The 14,566-nt window shown below is 69.7% G+C and carries 14 protein-coding genes and 1 pseudogene; 4 read left to right on the forward strand and 11 right to left on the reverse strand.

The genetic code is table 11. The annotated features are described in order from the left end of the window. The first annotated feature begins 554 nt into the window (after positions 1 to 554). Positions 555 to 1,595 (forward strand): RNA polymerase sigma factor, encoded by a 1,041-nt coding sequence (locus tag QWM81_RS29105; RefSeq protein ID WP_353938295.1) that lies wholly within the window; start codon positions 555 to 557, stop codon positions 1,593 to 1,595. Positions 1,596 to 1,914: 319 nt separating this feature from the next. Beyond that, positions 1,915 to 2,481: a hypothetical protein gene (locus QWM81_RS12840; RefSeq protein WP_290111958.1), complete on the forward strand. Its 567-nt coding sequence runs from the start codon at positions 1,915 to 1,917 to the stop codon at positions 2,479 to 2,481. Between the two features lie 68 nt (positions 2,482 to 2,549). Here QWM81_RS12840 and QWM81_RS12845 read toward each other — a convergent pair whose 3' ends face one another. Together QWM81_RS12845 and QWM81_RS12850 are read right to left on the reverse strand one after the other, a co-directional pair. Then, positions 2,550 to 2,732, reverse strand: a complete 183-nt coding sequence (locus QWM81_RS12845) for a hypothetical protein (protein WP_290111959.1) — start codon at positions 2,730 to 2,732, stop codon at positions 2,550 to 2,552. 111 nt (positions 2,733 to 2,843) lie between these two features. Next, positions 2,844 to 3,503, reverse strand: coding sequence for a hypothetical protein (locus QWM81_RS12850; protein ID WP_290111960.1), 660 nt, complete (start codon positions 3,501 to 3,503; stop codon positions 2,844 to 2,846). A 166-nt stretch (positions 3,504 to 3,669) separates the two neighbouring features. On the opposite strand from QWM81_RS12850, the gene QWM81_RS12855 reads away from it, so the two are divergent. Next, positions 3,670 to 4,659, forward strand: a complete 990-nt coding sequence (locus QWM81_RS12855) for a hypothetical protein (RefSeq protein WP_290111961.1) — start codon at positions 3,670 to 3,672, stop codon at positions 4,657 to 4,659. A gap of 695 nt (positions 4,660 to 5,354) precedes the next feature. Here the strand turns inward: QWM81_RS12855 and QWM81_RS12865 are convergent. Further along, a complete protein-coding gene (locus QWM81_RS12865; RefSeq protein ID WP_353938293.1) occupies positions 5,355 to 5,585 on the reverse strand; it encodes a hypothetical protein in 231 nt (76 codons plus the stop codon). 549 nt (positions 5,586 to 6,134) lie between these two features. Here QWM81_RS12865 and QWM81_RS29110 point away from each other — a divergent pair. Further along, a pseudogene (locus tag QWM81_RS29110) lies at positions 6,135 to 6,233 on the forward strand (DUF2188 domain-containing protein); the annotation flags it as partial. Between the two features lie 56 nt (positions 6,234 to 6,289). Here the strand turns inward: QWM81_RS29110 and QWM81_RS12870 are convergent. From QWM81_RS12870 to QWM81_RS12905, 8 genes are all read right to left on the reverse strand, one after another. Next, complete coding sequence (locus tag QWM81_RS12870) at positions 6,290 to 7,165, reverse strand: alpha/beta fold hydrolase (RefSeq protein WP_290111962.1); 876 nt, start codon at positions 7,163 to 7,165, stop codon at positions 6,290 to 6,292. Between the two features lie 273 nt (positions 7,166 to 7,438). Then, positions 7,439 to 7,975 carry a hypothetical protein gene (locus tag QWM81_RS12875; protein WP_290111963.1) on the reverse strand — a complete coding sequence of 179 codons (537 nt, stop codon included), beginning with the start codon at positions 7,973 to 7,975 and terminating at the stop codon, positions 7,439 to 7,441. Between the two features lie 393 nt (positions 7,976 to 8,368). Then, positions 8,369 to 8,602: a hypothetical protein gene (locus QWM81_RS12880; RefSeq protein ID WP_290111964.1), complete on the reverse strand. Its 234-nt coding sequence runs from the start codon at positions 8,600 to 8,602 to the stop codon at positions 8,369 to 8,371. Positions 8,603 to 9,242: 640 nt separating this feature from the next. Then, positions 9,243 to 9,629 (reverse strand): hypothetical protein, encoded by a 387-nt coding sequence (locus QWM81_RS29115; protein ID WP_353938294.1) that lies wholly within the window; start codon positions 9,627 to 9,629, stop codon positions 9,243 to 9,245. 128 nt (positions 9,630 to 9,757) lie between these two features. Then, positions 9,758 to 10,561: an alpha/beta fold hydrolase gene (locus QWM81_RS12890; RefSeq protein ID WP_290111965.1), complete on the reverse strand. Its 804-nt coding sequence runs from the start codon at positions 10,559 to 10,561 to the stop codon at positions 9,758 to 9,760. A gap of 178 nt (positions 10,562 to 10,739) precedes the next feature. Beyond that, positions 10,740 to 11,141, reverse strand: coding sequence for a hypothetical protein (locus QWM81_RS12895; RefSeq protein WP_290111966.1), 402 nt, complete (start codon positions 11,139 to 11,141; stop codon positions 10,740 to 10,742). Between the two features lie 65 nt (positions 11,142 to 11,206). Continuing rightward, positions 11,207 to 12,622, reverse strand: a complete 1,416-nt coding sequence (gene guaD, locus QWM81_RS12900) for a guanine deaminase (protein ID WP_290111967.1) — start codon at positions 12,620 to 12,622, stop codon at positions 11,207 to 11,209. 242 nt (positions 12,623 to 12,864) lie between these two features. Further along, a complete protein-coding gene (locus tag QWM81_RS12905) occupies positions 12,865 to 14,457 on the reverse strand; it encodes an MFS transporter (protein ID WP_290111968.1) in 1,593 nt (530 codons plus the stop codon). Between the last annotated feature and the right edge of the window lie 109 nt (positions 14,458 to 14,566).

A 14,566-nucleotide genomic window follows, 5' to 3' on the forward strand; every position in this document is an offset into this window, starting at 1 on the left:
GAGCGGCCCCCGGCTGCGCGGGCAGAGGGGCCGTTCACCCTGTAGTCGTCCCAGCGGCGCTCTATACGCAAAAAAATCTTGAAAAAGTTTTGCGCCGGTCCACCGAGCCCTCCCCTCAGGGCTTCTCCGCAGACCGGCGCGGCAGCCGACGTGGCCGCTGGTCTGGCCGAACGGGCGCTCCACCTTGGCGGCCCCGGGGGCTGCCGGCTTCCCAGCCGGCCGGAAAGGAGGGTCAGGCTCACCGCACCGCGCCGTGCCCCTTTGCCCTCCCGGCACCAGGAGGCCCACGGCCCGCCTCAACCAGTGGCAGCCACACCAGGCGCATACCGGAGGGGCAGACAGGCTGCCGGCTCACCGGACTCGGAGCCCAAAGGGGACCGCTGAAATGCGCTGCGGGGGCGCGAGTTCTTGGCCGCGCGCCTGACGTAAGCCCCCGCTGCTGCGAAAACCTTGCGTTCTACGGTTGCCGGAACCTGGCCGGGGATGAACAGGTTGGGGCAGGAGGTGTCTCATTGCAGAAAAAAGACGACCTGGTCCAAGCAGTGGAACAGGCGGTGCGCTGTTGCCGTGCCGCCGGAGCGAGCAGAGAGGAAGCCGAAGACTTCGCTCACGACGCCGTCCTCCAGCTCCTGGAGGCGCCCGCCGCGCAACGGGAGGTGTCGAACGCGCAGGCATGGCTGGTCACCGTTGCCCGCCGGCGGATGGCCGACGCCACCCGCCGCGCCCAGCGCGAACGGCTCAGAGCGACTCGCGCCGCCGCGCTGCGGCCCACGGATGCTGTCGACCCGGCTGAGCATGTCAGCGATCAGGCTCTGGCCCACTGGCTGATAGCCGACCAGCTCACTCAGCTGCCTCAAGTGACCCGGCAGGTCTGCGACGCCACCGCCGCCGGCCTGCCCCCGCACCAGATCGCCGAGCTGCTCGGTCTGTCCATCCGGTCGGTGCAGTCCCACCTCACCCGCGCCCGCACGTGGCTCAGGCGGATGGCAGCCACCGCACTCGTGCCCGTTCTGGGCACACTACGGCGCATCCTGCGCGACACGTCTGTCCCCGCACTGCCCGCCGCTCTCGCAGCCCCCCTCACCCTCGGCATCACGCTGTTCGCCATCCCCTCATCCACCCCCACCCCGACCCCCACCCGCATTCCCGCTCTCATACCGTCAGCTCCCGCCCACACCCACCCAGCCCCCCACGACGGCTCCATGGCAGTACACGCCAAACCCACCGCGCGGGGTGCCCACCACACCCGACCGACCACCGCGCCACCCCGCGCCTCCACACCCACTGCGCCCGCCACCACAGAGGCAGCCGGACCACCCACCACCACCCCTATCGGGCACGCCTCGGACAACACCCCCACCGCGGGCCGTCCTCCCACACCGAACACCCCCGCACCCACCCCCGCTCCCGCTGTCGTCCCCGACATCCGCCCCACGCCCCCACAAACGACAGCAGTCACCTCACCGCCCCTTGCGACCGACGCCATCGACCAAGCCCCGCACACGACCGGCACCGTCGACACAAGCCTCCAGGCAGTCCCCGGCACACTGTGTGGACACACCCCCACCGTTCCGAGCCCGCCGACGATTTGCTGACCACCATGCGGCCAGGCCAACCCTCTTACGTGCGTGGCACAGGGCGGCCAACGTTTATTCGGCAGAGGCGTCCCGGAAACGGAGAAGTGGAACGGTGAGATACCCCGGTATGCGGCGGTGTGCAGGAACCGGCGGTGGTCACCTTCGCTCTGCTGCACTGACCTGTGGCGTCCTGGGAGCCAACCCGCGCTCTGATCCGAGCGGAACCTGGCGCAAATCCCATCACTCACAAGAGTGGAAGAGTGCCTCGCCCGTGTACTCCGCCAGGGTTCGGAAACCCGGCTCCCGTTCCTGCACGATGCGACCGAAAGGGGGCTCCATGCGTTTGCGCGCCCTGGCGGCTGTCGCCGCTGCCGCTCCGATGCTGTTGACCGTCTTACCCCAGGGGGCGGCTGCTGCCGAGGATGATCGTTCCGGTAAACCAGTTCCGGGGGAGTACTGCGGGCCGAAGGAGAGCTTCTACGGCAGCGACGGCCTGACCTTCACCGACTTCCAGGTGTGCCTGAGGCCGGGATATAACAACGGGAAGGACAACCGCGAGCTCTTCACCATCAAGAAGGACCGCACCACCTACAAGTGGGGCGGCATCTGGTACAACGCCAGCGATCGGTGGCCCGCCCAGTGGAGTGCGGGAGGCACCGTGGCCACCGACGGGTGGTCATCCGAATACGGCATGGCGGAAGACCAGCGCACCCGGTACACGCAGAAGAGCGGATTCTTCGGCCACAAGAACGGCGCGCGCATGCCGTGCGGCACCTACAACGTGACCGCCGATCTGGAGCAGGACGGCCCGCACTGGGGCAGCAAGACCGGCTGGGGAACCGAGTGGAGCATCAAGCCCGGTGAGCGCACCTACACCATCGAGGTGCCCTGTCAGGGCGGCTAGATCTCCTTATGCGCTGCGGGGCCGCGTTACGTGAGGCGGCCCCGCAGCCGTACTCAACCCCCACCTCGTTAACGAGTGCCGTGCTGGATCCAGAGGACGATCAGACTGATTGCGCCGGTGCCGATGCCGTAGCAAACGCCGCGGAGCAGGTGGCTGAGAGCGGCGCGGCGGCGCTGGGGGACCCAGCGGGTGGACTGCTGGGCGAATTCGCGGATCGCGCGTGCCGTACGCCGGGTGCGGCTAGGGTGCATCGCAGATGTTCCTCTTCTTCGGGGGCACGTCGTATGAAGGAGCCCTCTCGACCCGGTGGACTCGGAACCCCAGGGGTCGAGGACGGGCTCCTTCGCCGTGTGGTGGGTTGATCAGCGGCGGGCGAAGTCGTGCAGGTGGTCGGCAAGACGCCGGTCCCGGCCGCGGACGATGATGCAGGAGTCCTCGGTCGCCAGGCGGTCGACTTCCATCTCCAGACCTCCCGTCGGCGGGGCGGCCGCGGAGCCGTTCTTGCGTACGTACCGCGCGACCAGCTCCAGGCAGTCCAGGAACGCGGCGTCCGGGGCCTCGGAGTCGACGACGTAGTGGGTCACCTTGTGCAGCCAGTGCTGCGCTTCGCGGCTCTCCCCCAGCGCCAGGTGGTGCAGGTGCAGGCAGTACGCGGCGGCGCGGTGGCCGGCCCCGGCGGCCAGCTGCCACCAGAACTGGGCGCTTTCCGGATGCCCGGTCAGGTACAGCAGGCACGCGAACACCAGGGCGCCGTCGACGTCCAGGTGCTCTTCGCCGCGCTGGGTGCCGTCGGTGTCCTCAGCCAGCCGGTCGACGTGCACGGCCGCGTCGGGTTCGTTGAGGATCCAACGCGACACCACGGCCAGGCGCTTGCCGGCCTCGGCCGCGCGGGCCATGTCCGGGCCAGGTGACGCCTTGGCCGCGTCCCGGGCGAGGCGGCGCAGGGCGGCAGCCACATCGAGGGCGGCCCGCGAGGACACCGGTACGGCCGCATCCGCCAACAACTCGTCGATGGTGTTCACTGTCCCGTCCCTTTCTTCTTGTTCTTGCCCCGCTGCGGGGCGGGAAGGCCGAGCTGCGTCCGCAGGCGTTTCCTTGCCCTTGCGGCCGTGGTAGTCGACGTAGTCGACCGTCCGCTCGTGCAGCCCCCATGAAGCGGGCGATGCGGGGGATCTCGTAGCCGAGGAGGTGGCGCAGCACGATCACGGTGAACTGCCGGGTCGGCAGGCCGGTGATCGCCTCGTACAGGCCGCTGCTGGACTCCATGAGCTCGAGCTTGTCCTTCGCCTCACGCAGGGCTCGGGCTATCGGGCCATTGATCACGAAGGCCGGTTCACGGCCTTCCTTCTCCAGGCGGGCCTGGACGTGGCGGTGCAGTACGGCGAGCGTGAGCTGCTCCAGGTCTCCTTCCTGCAGCAGCTGGTCCCAGCCGGCGAGGATCTCCAGGAAGACCTGGTGGACCACGTCTTCCGCCGCGCGCCGGCTGCCGAGGTGGATTTCGCCGTACGCGTGGAAGAACTCCTGATGGCCCAGGTAGAAGGCCTCGAAGTCCAGGGGCAGGTTCAGCTCCTGGTCGGCCATGGGCCGGCCGCCGGCGCTGTCCTGGGGCGAACCGTCAGCGTTGACGTCGCCATCTCTCACACGGCCCTCCGCGTCACATCGATCACCGCGTTCGTCCTCATCGTCGAGGGCGGTGATGCAGGAGTGGGGCGCGGGCAACTCGCCCGCACAAGGGCCCCGTTGGCCCTCAGGAACCACCCTGTCGATTTCGGGGCCGCCGCACTCACGCCCACCCCGAGAAAAATCGCCGTCGGATCACGAACAGGAACGCAACGTGAATACGGGGTTCGGAGTCACGTTGGACATAAGGCCGGTGACCTGGCACAACGACCACCCATGTGCCGCCCTCCCACACGCAGACCCTGCATGAAGGGGCAGATGTCACACCGCAGTTGCTCTACAACGACCACGGGACGAAGCGCAGCAGTCACATACGACTCAGCCAGCTCCAGGAGCGGAACTCCTCTCACCCCGCCGCCCGGCGCGGACGGCCGGGACCCGGTGCTGTGTCCGGCGTCGGTACAGGCGGCCGGGCCCGCCGGGGCGCCGATCCGCGCGATGCTCGGCGTCAGCTGCGTGCCGTACGCCGACGAGTCCTGGCGCAGGCCAGCTCCTTGATCCCGTATGGAGGACGACGACCTGGACGTACGGGGGCTGCGCCGAGGCAGCGATTTCCAGTCACCAGCCGAGCGCCGTACCGCCGCGGCCGCCACCGGAGCTCCGGGCCCGATCGGCCACCAGACCCTGGAGCACGGTGGCGGCTCGGTTCGGACTCTTACCCGCCCGCGCCGTACGACTCGCTGCCAGCGCGGCACGCGTACGCGTCGCGCCGGTCGACATCACCGGCCGCCGCCCCGGTACGACGCCGGGCGACATCGATGGCCGAGGCCGAGCGCGGTCTCCGTCCGGAGCATCCGCAGTCGGGCATCGTGAGTGACGCCTCCTCAGGGGGCGGTACTCAGGTCCGCCGTGGTAACCGTTACCTCGGCACGGGATGCGGCCTTGAGTCGCATCCGCTCCCAGGGCATGGATGCCGGGAACCTCCCTGGCGGCCATTCCGGCGATCTTCGCCACCACTCCGTCGGCGATGCTCGTCGTGCCCCGGGTCTCTGAGGCAGTGTGCGCCCCTCTCTGTTCGGCCTGCGGAGTGTTTGCACGGGGTTCGGTCGTGGACTTGGTGGCACTGTTCGGCTCCGCCATGGGAACCCGCCTCCTCGATACGCAGGGCTCACCAGAGCCTTGAACGGCTTGTCAGGCACAAAGACCGGGCGTAGCCGCCCAGCTCTTCAGTAGGACGTTGCGCACGAGTGCCGTCACCGGACACGGCGTCGGCGTTTCCCTCCGCCGCGCGCTGCTCCGGACCGGCGGGCCACCGCCACCGCGACGGCAGCCACGAAAATCACGATTCCGATCGCCAGTAAGTAGCCAAGCCCTTCTGCTACAGCGCCGATGATGCCCAGGACCACGGCGACAATGATCATAAGAAGCAGGAGAGCCATGACGGTCACTTCCTTGGGCGGCGGTGCCAGCAGGACCACAGCCATCCGGTCACGGCCGGAGACCCGAACGGGAACGTCCCGCTTCTTTCAGCGTGCCCTCCTCTGCCATATGGCGCCAGACGAGCACTACCAGGGGCTGCAGCAGCGCGGGGAGCGGTTGGTTGGTCCAGCAGCCAAAGGGGGACCTGCGTCTCATCGCCCGCAGCACACCAGTACCGGCAACGCTGCGAGAGCAGCTCGCACGACGACTGCACCCAGCCGGCGCAGAGCACCCGTGGGCCGATATGCGGGTCGCCTCGCACTGGGAAGTCGCGACCTCCTTGACTTCACCTGCGTCGAACCGGAGGTCGTTGCTGAGTTCCACGGCGACACGGCCGTTGACCGCGGTCGCTGGCGCTACCCCATACGCCTCCAGCGCCTGCGCACCGGCCTCGCCGCAAGCGAGGTCCCCACCGTCCAACCCGGCCGCTCACCGCCCGCCGATTCACGGACTGGCCCGGCCCCACACCACACCAAGCGAGGAATCATGGCAGCCAAGCCCAAGCGCACCGTCTACCACATCACCCCAGCGCACACCTCTGACCCAGGCGAGAAGTGGCAGGTCGAGACAGAGAAGGCCGCCGCGAGGTCCGCGAGCCTCACCGCACCCAGAAGGAAGCCATCAACGCCGCCCGCAACCAGGCCAAGGAACACAAGCCCGCCCAGGTGGTCGTCCACGGACGTGACGGTCGCATCCGCACCGATTACACCTACGGCGACGACCCCCACCCGGTGAAGAAGCCCGCAAGGGAGGAGGCGAGCTCTTCTGGGGCCTCTTCGGCCACGTGGTGCCCGGAGTCGATGCCGTGGCCCCGTACGTCCGGTGCCCACTGCCGCCAGATCTTCACCGGATCCCCGTACAGGTCCTCGAGGTCGTCCCGGAGCGACCACAGGATCAGTGCCGGGCACCGGATTCGTACTCCGGCGGCCCGGTCGTCCTCCTCGTGCCGCCGGTCGACGGTGAGGCCGGCCCTGTAGTCCTCAAGCATCGCCCGCACGACGTCGGGATTCCTCATGGCCGCGCGCCACTCGTCGTGGTTCTCCTGTCCCATGCTCTGCGGATCGCCGCGGTACCAGCTGTCCGGGTCAGCGTTGATGACCCGCTCGGGGATGTCCGGCTGGGCGAAGAAGAACCAGTGCCACCACTGCGTGGCGAACTCGGTCGTGATGCGGGACAGGTGCTCGGTGAGGGGCAAACAGTCGATCAGCGCCACCCGCGAGACCGCGTCGGGATGATCGAGCGCGAGACGCAGCGCGGCACTGCCTCCGCGGTCGTGCCCGGCGAGCGCGAACCGGGCATGGCCGAGGGAGCGCATCACCGAGACCACGTCACCGGCGACGGCCCGCTTGGAGTACCCGGCGTGGTCTGCGGTCGGCGCCGGGCCGGTGGACCGGCCGTATCCCCGGAGGTCGGGACAGACCACGGTGAAACCACGCCGGGCGAGGAGCGGGGCGACCCTATGCCAGGTCGCGGAAGTCCGGGGATGACCGTGCAGCAGCACCACCGGCGGCCCGTCCCCGCCGTAGCGAACGAAGATCGATGCTTCATCGACCTGTACCCGCCTGGACTGGAAGTCCTCGAACAAGGCCCGAACCTCCCGCTCTCGTTGACAAGAACAACCCCGCACTCGCCCACGACGACCACAGGGCCAACAGGCTGCGCGAGCTGGACCTTCTCCTCGCCGAGTGCTGGACCGACACAGCCTTCTCTTGCCCCTGCGGGTGCTGTGAACACCCAAGCAGCACGGGAGGCCGACGGCTGTCTACGCCGCTGCGACTGCCCGAACAGGGCAGACAATCGCTGCTGCTTGAGAGAAACCAAGCCACCGGAAAGAGCTCCCTCTCCAAGACACCGCGCCTCAGTCCTGCTCCGCGCTGGACAGAGCTTTGGTGATCAGGCGGGTGGCGAAGTCGCGGTCGTCGGTGAGCCGGTTGATGTGCTCCGCGAGCAGGAAGGCGGTGGCTTCCAGGGGATTCATCTCGTCCTCGGTCCAGTCTCCGTACTGCTTGCGCCACAGGCTGGGACTCAGGTCGGTACCTGCCGCGACGACCAGGCCGGCCATGGTGGGGATGGCCTCCGGGCGGACGCTCTTGGGCATCATGCTCATCGTGGCCACGAGGTTGGGCACCACGTACTCGATGACGTCCTTGTCGTGGTCCTCGTAGGCCGCCCGTAGCCACTTCATGAACATGAAGATGAGCGTGCACGCGCCGTCCAGCAGATCCTGGACTCCCCTGCGGTCCAAAGACGCGGTGAACTGGTCGATCAGCTGCTGCTGTGCGGGGTCGGTCTCTGTCCTCCCGCCGTAGATGGCTTTGAGCCGAGAGTCGATCACCATGAGCGCTGCCCCCACATCGCCGGCGGGAGCGTACTGGGGGTCGCAGGGCGATGACACAGGATCCTCCTCATGTGACCGCGGCAGGCAACGCGGCATGTCTGTACGGTAGACCGCCGACCGGACGCAGGCTGGCGAATCCCGATGGAAGGGCTTCTGTGGTCTTCTGGCCAGATGACCCTTAGGCCTCGGCGGCCCCCTCGAAGAAGGGAGTGCCGGAGCCCACGTCATCGTGCGGCTGTACGGCCGTGGCACACCAGGTACGGCGCCTACGGCAGGGGTTCAGGTGAAGTGCCTGGCGGCGACCGCGGCGAACCGGTCCACTGCGGCCCGGGCCAGGGCCGAGGCGTACGCGGCCGCTGCCGCGGCGGCCAACACGGTGATCAAGAGTCTGAGAAGCGGCGTGGCGGCTTCCGCTCCTCGTCCGCGTCGGCCGGCGCCGGCGTCGATGCGTCACTCACCGGCGTCGCCCTCGCGTACCCGGGCAAGCCGGGCAGGCATTTCCCTGATGATTTCGGCGATGCGAATCCGGTCGTCCGCAGTCAGGGCGTCGCGCTCGGCCAGCAGCGGGGCGCGCTCCTCGCGCAGGGCGCGCGCAGCCTCCGGACTCGGTGCGGTGCTGATACGGCCGCTGTAGGCCGCGATCACCGCGTTGAGCAGGGCGCGCGCCTGTTCGTAGGCGTCCATCTCCGCCGCCGTCCACCGTGGCGGCCGCGTACTATTCCGCATGATTTCTCCCCCCATCCCCCCGTGTCCCCATGACGTCATGTGTGCCAACAGGCCTTTTTGTGCGTTGTGTTGCTCCAAGACTCCCATGCACAGACATCAGCGATCAGCTTGATTCGGGATCGCCAGGAGGAACCCACAGGCCGCACCCCTCGACCGAATGGCTCAAGAGCAGCCACAGCAGCGACTTCGATGCCCTTTTCAGCCACACCTCTACCCCGTGGCCGATTTCGGGTGCATGCTGTGCCCGCGGCGCTCGAATCCCCCGTCGGGTAGCCGTTTCGGCTCCGCCCTGCGTCTCCGCTTGGGCGGGGCGGCGCCGCCTCCCGGCTCCCCACGGGAGGCCAGGCGCATGCCCAACCGACTGGAGGCCGGATGCCGAACGAAGACCGTGCAAGGGCCCTGCCCCACGCAGACAACTCGGCTGTCCACGCGATGACCGCTGCGACTGAGCTGTCTCTGACGGACGAGGAACTGCTGGAAAGGTACCCAGCCGTCAGGGTGGTCGCGGAACGCTGGACCGCGCTGGAGAGGGAATTGAGGTCGCGGGGACAGCGAGCCGTGCAGCCGCTCCTGCCGGATGCACATGGACGGCATGCGATCAGCCGATTCGGCCGGAGTGGGTGACCAGGATGGTGACGGTCTCGTCCTTGATCTCATAGTAGGACCGGCCCTCGGACCTGGGCTGGTCAGCGAGCAGATCACCGGCATCCATCAGTTGACGCAGCCCGTCCCGTTCGTCCTTCAGGAACCGCGCGGCCGCGTCGATCGCGGCTTCGTCCCGGGTGATCGCGTACGTCCACCGCGCTCCAGACCGAGCCGGGCTCGCGGCCCAGGTGGTGCATGGGTACACGTACCTGGTGCCGCGCCGGCCATGCCGCCACCCAGCCGGTGCGGGCGTCCAGGCCCGGTCCGAAGGCGCCGCCAGGCGGTGGGCCTGCCATGTCGTACAGGGCGCGAGCACCCAGCGCCACAACGGAAACCGCACGGCGCGATCACCCGCACCGGCCCAGGAAGCACCGCAGCACCCGCCGAGTGATTCTGGCCGGTCCGCGGCTTCTGCCCCTGGGATCAGGGGCGAGGGGCGAGTCCTGCGGCGCACCTTGTCCGCGTGACTCACCCGGGCGAGGCGCGGTCGCAGCCCGGCGCCGCGCGGCTGCTCGCGTCGCGGAGCACGGCGGCGACCAGTTCCGGTGCGTCAGCCATCGGCACATGGCCACAGCCGGGCAGCGGCACCAGTCGCGCGGCGGGGATCATGGCCTTGGCCCGCGCCGCCTGCCACGGCGGAAGGAGCCGGTCCCGGGTGCCCCAGGCGATGGTGACCGGCACATCGGGGATGTCCCCGCTGAACAGCTCCGCGCCACGTCCGGCGCGGAGAGCCGCCTTGCACGCCGCACCCTGCCGGGACATGGTCAGCACCGCGTAGGCGTACCTGCGCTCGGGGCCGGTCCAGAACCCGGCCGGAGCCAGTGCCGTCACACTGCGCACCAGCCCGGCCTGGGCCAGCCGCAACGCGATCAGCCCGCCCAGCGAATGCCCCGCCACATGCGGCCGCTCCACCCCCAGCGCGGCGAACAGCGCACCCATCCACCTGACCGCCGTCTCCAGATCGCGCGGCACCCCCAGGTCCAGGTCGGGCGAGTCACCGAAGCCGGGAAGATCGATCGCCATCGTCTCGTACCCGGTGAGCAGCGGCACCACGTCGCCCCAGACCCGGCGGTCGTCACCGACGCCGTGCAGCAGGACCAGCGGCTCTCCGTCCCCCTGCCGTTCGTACGCCACGGTGACAGCGGCCAGGCCCGCGGCACGGCCTTCCACGTATGACGCCGGGCCGCGGGCGGGGGAAAGGGCGCGGGGCTGCCGCGGCGGGCGCCGGGACCGGTTGACGGCCGCGAGGAGGGAAGACGCCAGAAGGGTCATCGGACACCTCCACCGATGGGTTCAGCACAGTTCAGCACAGCGTTGCCGACACCGTCAGTCTCTCCCAACAGGAGGACCTCCTGAAGGCGCATATGCCTTCCGGCCTGGCCGTCCTGCTGTGGGCGCGCGGCTCCTGCTCGGTGGACAGGCCGCCCCGGTACGCCCGCAGGAAGCCGTTCTACTTCGACCGCCGGTCGGCGAGCTCGTCCAGGACGCGCATCGCCTCGGCGTGGGAACTCATCCGGGCGCTCACACTGCCGCTGGTGAACAGCATCGCACCGGCGACCGAGACGGGCACCGACAGCCCCAGCACGGCGAGCGCCTCGGGCCAGTCCCGCTCGCTGTCGCACCAATCGCCCCGCCGTATCCCGTCGTTGGCCGTGTCCCCCTCGGTGAACAGCCGGGATTCGCACTCCTGGGGGTACCGGTCGCCGGGCTCCTCGTCGACCTCGTACGGCGTGAGCAGCAGGACGGCGCACCAGGTCCACAGCAGGGCCGCCAGCGACAACAGCCCGATGCCCCAGGCCCGTTCCCGCCTGGATCGGTCACGAAAGTCCAGGTCATAGTCGCGTGATCGCATGGCGTACGAAGCTAGCAGCCGCCACTGCGGTGCGGCGCACCGGTCTCCCGGGCCCGTCCGCCCCGTCAGCCGCGCGCGGCGCGCTCGTGGACCCGTCGGCCCATCACGTACGTCGCCGCGACCGCGCGTTCGTCGCCCAGGATCATCAGCGCGAAGAGCCGCTCGGCGAAGGACTCGGAGACCTCGGTGCGGCGGGCCAGCACCGGGGTCGCGGCGAAGTCGAGCACCGTGAAGTCGGCCTCCTTGCCCCGGCGGAAGTTGCCGATCACACCGTCGAGGTCCAACGCCTTCGCGCCGCCCAGCGTCGCGAGGTAGAAGCCGCGCTGTGCGGAGAGCGTCCCGCCGCGCAACGCGGTGACTTTGTACGCCTCGTTCAGCGTGACCAGGGCCGAGTAGCTGGTTCCCGCGCCGACGTCCGTCCCCAGTCCGACGGTGACCTTCTGCTCCCGGGCGGCGCGCAGGTCGAACAGACCGCTGCCCAGGAAGAGGTTGGACGTCGGGCAGAAGGCGATGGCGGAACCCGCTTCGGCCAGCCGGGTACGGTCGGTGTCATCGATGTGCACGCAGTGCGCGAACAACGACTTCTTGGTCAGCAGCCCGTGGCGGTCGTACACGTCGATGTACGAGCGGCCGCCGAAGAGCTCGTCCACGAGGGCCACTTCGTCCTCGTTCTCCGCCGCGTGGGTCTGGATCCACAGGTCCGGGTGATCGTTCCACAGCCGGCCGACCATGGTGAGCAGCTTCACGGTGGAGGTCGGGGCGAACCGCGGGGTGATGCTGTAACCGAGCCGGCCGCGGCCGTGCCAGCGGGCGATCAGCTCCCGCGTCTCCCACTCGGCCTGCGCCACGCTCGCGTCCCGCAGGTAGGCCGGGGCATAGGGATCGCGGTCCATCAGCACCTTGCCGCACAGCATGCGCAGGTTGCGTTGCTCCGCCTGCTCGAAGAAGGCGTTTACGGAGGTGGGGTGGACGGTGGGGAACACCGTGGCCGTGGTGGTGCCGGCGGCCAGCAAGCGGTCCAGGAAGAATCCGGACAGGGCGCGGGCGTGGGCGCGGTCGTCGAACCTCGCTTCGGCGGGGAAGACGTACGTGTCCAGCCACTGCAGCAACTGCTCGCCGTAGGAGGCGATCACGTCGACCTGCGCGGCGTGGATGTGGGTGTCGACGAAGCCGGGCACGATCAGCTTTCCCCGGTGGTCGACGCGTTCCGCTCCCGCGCTCAGCCCCGGCGGCAGGTCGCGGGCGTGCCCGGTCCACGCGATCCTGCCGTCCGCGCCGACGACCAGGGCACCGTCCTCGAAGAGTTCCCACGTGGCGGGGTCGGGCGGGTCGCCGGGGTCGTCGAGGAAGTGGAGCACCGTGCCGCGCACGACCAGCGGGCAGCCGCGGCCAGGGGCGGCGGACGTGGCGGCGCCGGCGGGTGCGGCAACGGCGGGTGCGGCGCCGGAGCCCAGTACCGGAAGTACGGCCGCGGCGGCCATGCCACCCAGCATGCTGCGACGGCCGGGACCGGACCGGACGGGGGGCGAGGAAGAGAGCGGGGAGGGGGGCGACGGGACGGCGGCGCTGCCTGAGGAGTGGATCACCCGCCGAGCATTCCGAAGGGTCCCGCGCCGACCGGTGCAGACGCTCCCGGGAGGCCACCCGCGCCACCCGTACAGCGGACAGCGGCAGTCCGCCGCTCCTGGTCGCGTCGGCGAGGGCGGCTGCCCTTTCTCCGCCCCTAGGAGGGGCCGGCGCGGCGGATGCCGAGGACTGCGACGACCGCGCCGATGACGGTCAGTACGCCGGTGGTGAGCACCGCGGTGTGCACGCCGTTCATGAAGGCCTGGTGGCTGCCCTCGATCACCGCCGTCTTCAGGTGCGCGGGCATGTCGCCGGAGACCGGCGCGACACCCATGGCGACCGCGTCCTTGGCGTCGCCGAGCCCGTGGGCCATGGCCGCGGGCACCCCGGCACCGGTCAGTTCGCCGGTGAGGGTGGAGCCCACCCGGCTGCTGATGACGGAGACCAGGACGGACGTGCCGAGCGCGCCGCCGACTTGCAGTGCCGTGGCCTGGAGGCCGCCGGCCACACCGCCGTCCTTGACCGGCGCGTTGCCGACGATGGCGTCGGAGGAGGCGGCCATCACCATGCCGACGCCCAGGCCGAGCGCGATGAACGGCGGCCACAGCGAGGCGTAGGCGGAGTGGGCGTCCCAGGTGAGCATCCAGAACGACGCGCCGGCCTGGAGCAGCATGCCCAGCGGCATCGTCAGCCGGGCGCCGAACCGTTCGGTCAGGGCCGCGCCGAGGGGCGAGGCGACGACGGAGGCCAGGCTCAGCGGCAGCGTGCGCACGCCGGCCTCGACGGGGGTGAGGCCCTGCACGTTCTGGAGGTAGAGCATGACGAAGAAGATCGAGCCGAGCAGGACGAAGAAGTTGAGCGCGGTGATGACCGTGCCGACGGTGAGGGCCGGGTTGCGGAACAGCCGCATGGGGAGCAGGGGATGGGCGACGCGGGCCTCGTGGAAGCCGAAGACCAGCAGGAGTGCCACGCCCGCGGCGATGGCGCCGAGCGTGCCGCCCGACGTCCAGCCCCAGGTCTCGCCCTTGACGACGCCGAAGACGATGGCGAGCAGGCCGAGGGCCAGCAGGACGACTCCCGGGATGTCGAACTTCTCGCCCGTGGCCGCGGTGTTCCTGCTCTGTGGCAGGACGAGGGCGCTGACGACGACCGCGACGACACCGATGGGCGCGTTGATGTAGAAGACGGACTCCCAGGTGACGTGCTCGACGAGCAGTCCGCCGACGATGGGGCCGAGCGCGGTGGACACCGACGAGACCATCGCCCAGATGCCCACCGCCATACCGAACTTTTTGGGCGGGAAGACCGCGCGCAACATGCCGAGCGTATTGGGCATCAGCAGCGCGCCGAAGAAGCCCTGTACGGCGCGGAACGCGATCACGCCCTCGATCGACCCGGCCAGGCCGATGGCCACGGAGGCCACGGTGAACCCGGCCACGCCGACCAGGTAGAAAGTGCGGCGCCCGAACCGGTCGCCGAGCTTGCCGCCCAGGATGAGCGCGGCGGCCAGGGCCAGCAGGTAGGAGTTGGTGACCCACTGCAGGTCAGCGGTGGAGGCGTGCAGGTCCCGGCCGATCTCGGGGTTGGCGATCGAGACCACCGAGCCGTCGAGGCCGACCATGAACAGGCCGAACGCGACGGCGACCAGCGTCAGCCAGGGGTTGGCGCGCACCCCGCGGGGGGCGGCGCCGGCGTGCGGCCGGGGTGAGGAAGGGGTGAGGGCGTGGCGTTCCACGGTGGAAGAAGGCATCGAGGTGCTTGGTCCTTGTACGGAGTCGTACGGAGTCGTACGGGGTGTACGGGGTGTACGGGGGTGCTGTGGAGGAGGTGGCGCGCACCGCGCTCACACATCACGTGCG

It is taken from the genome of Streptomyces ficellus (assembly GCF_030406405.1).
GTDB lineage: Bacteria > Actinomycetota > Actinomycetes > Streptomycetales > Streptomycetaceae > Streptomyces > Streptomyces ficellus_B.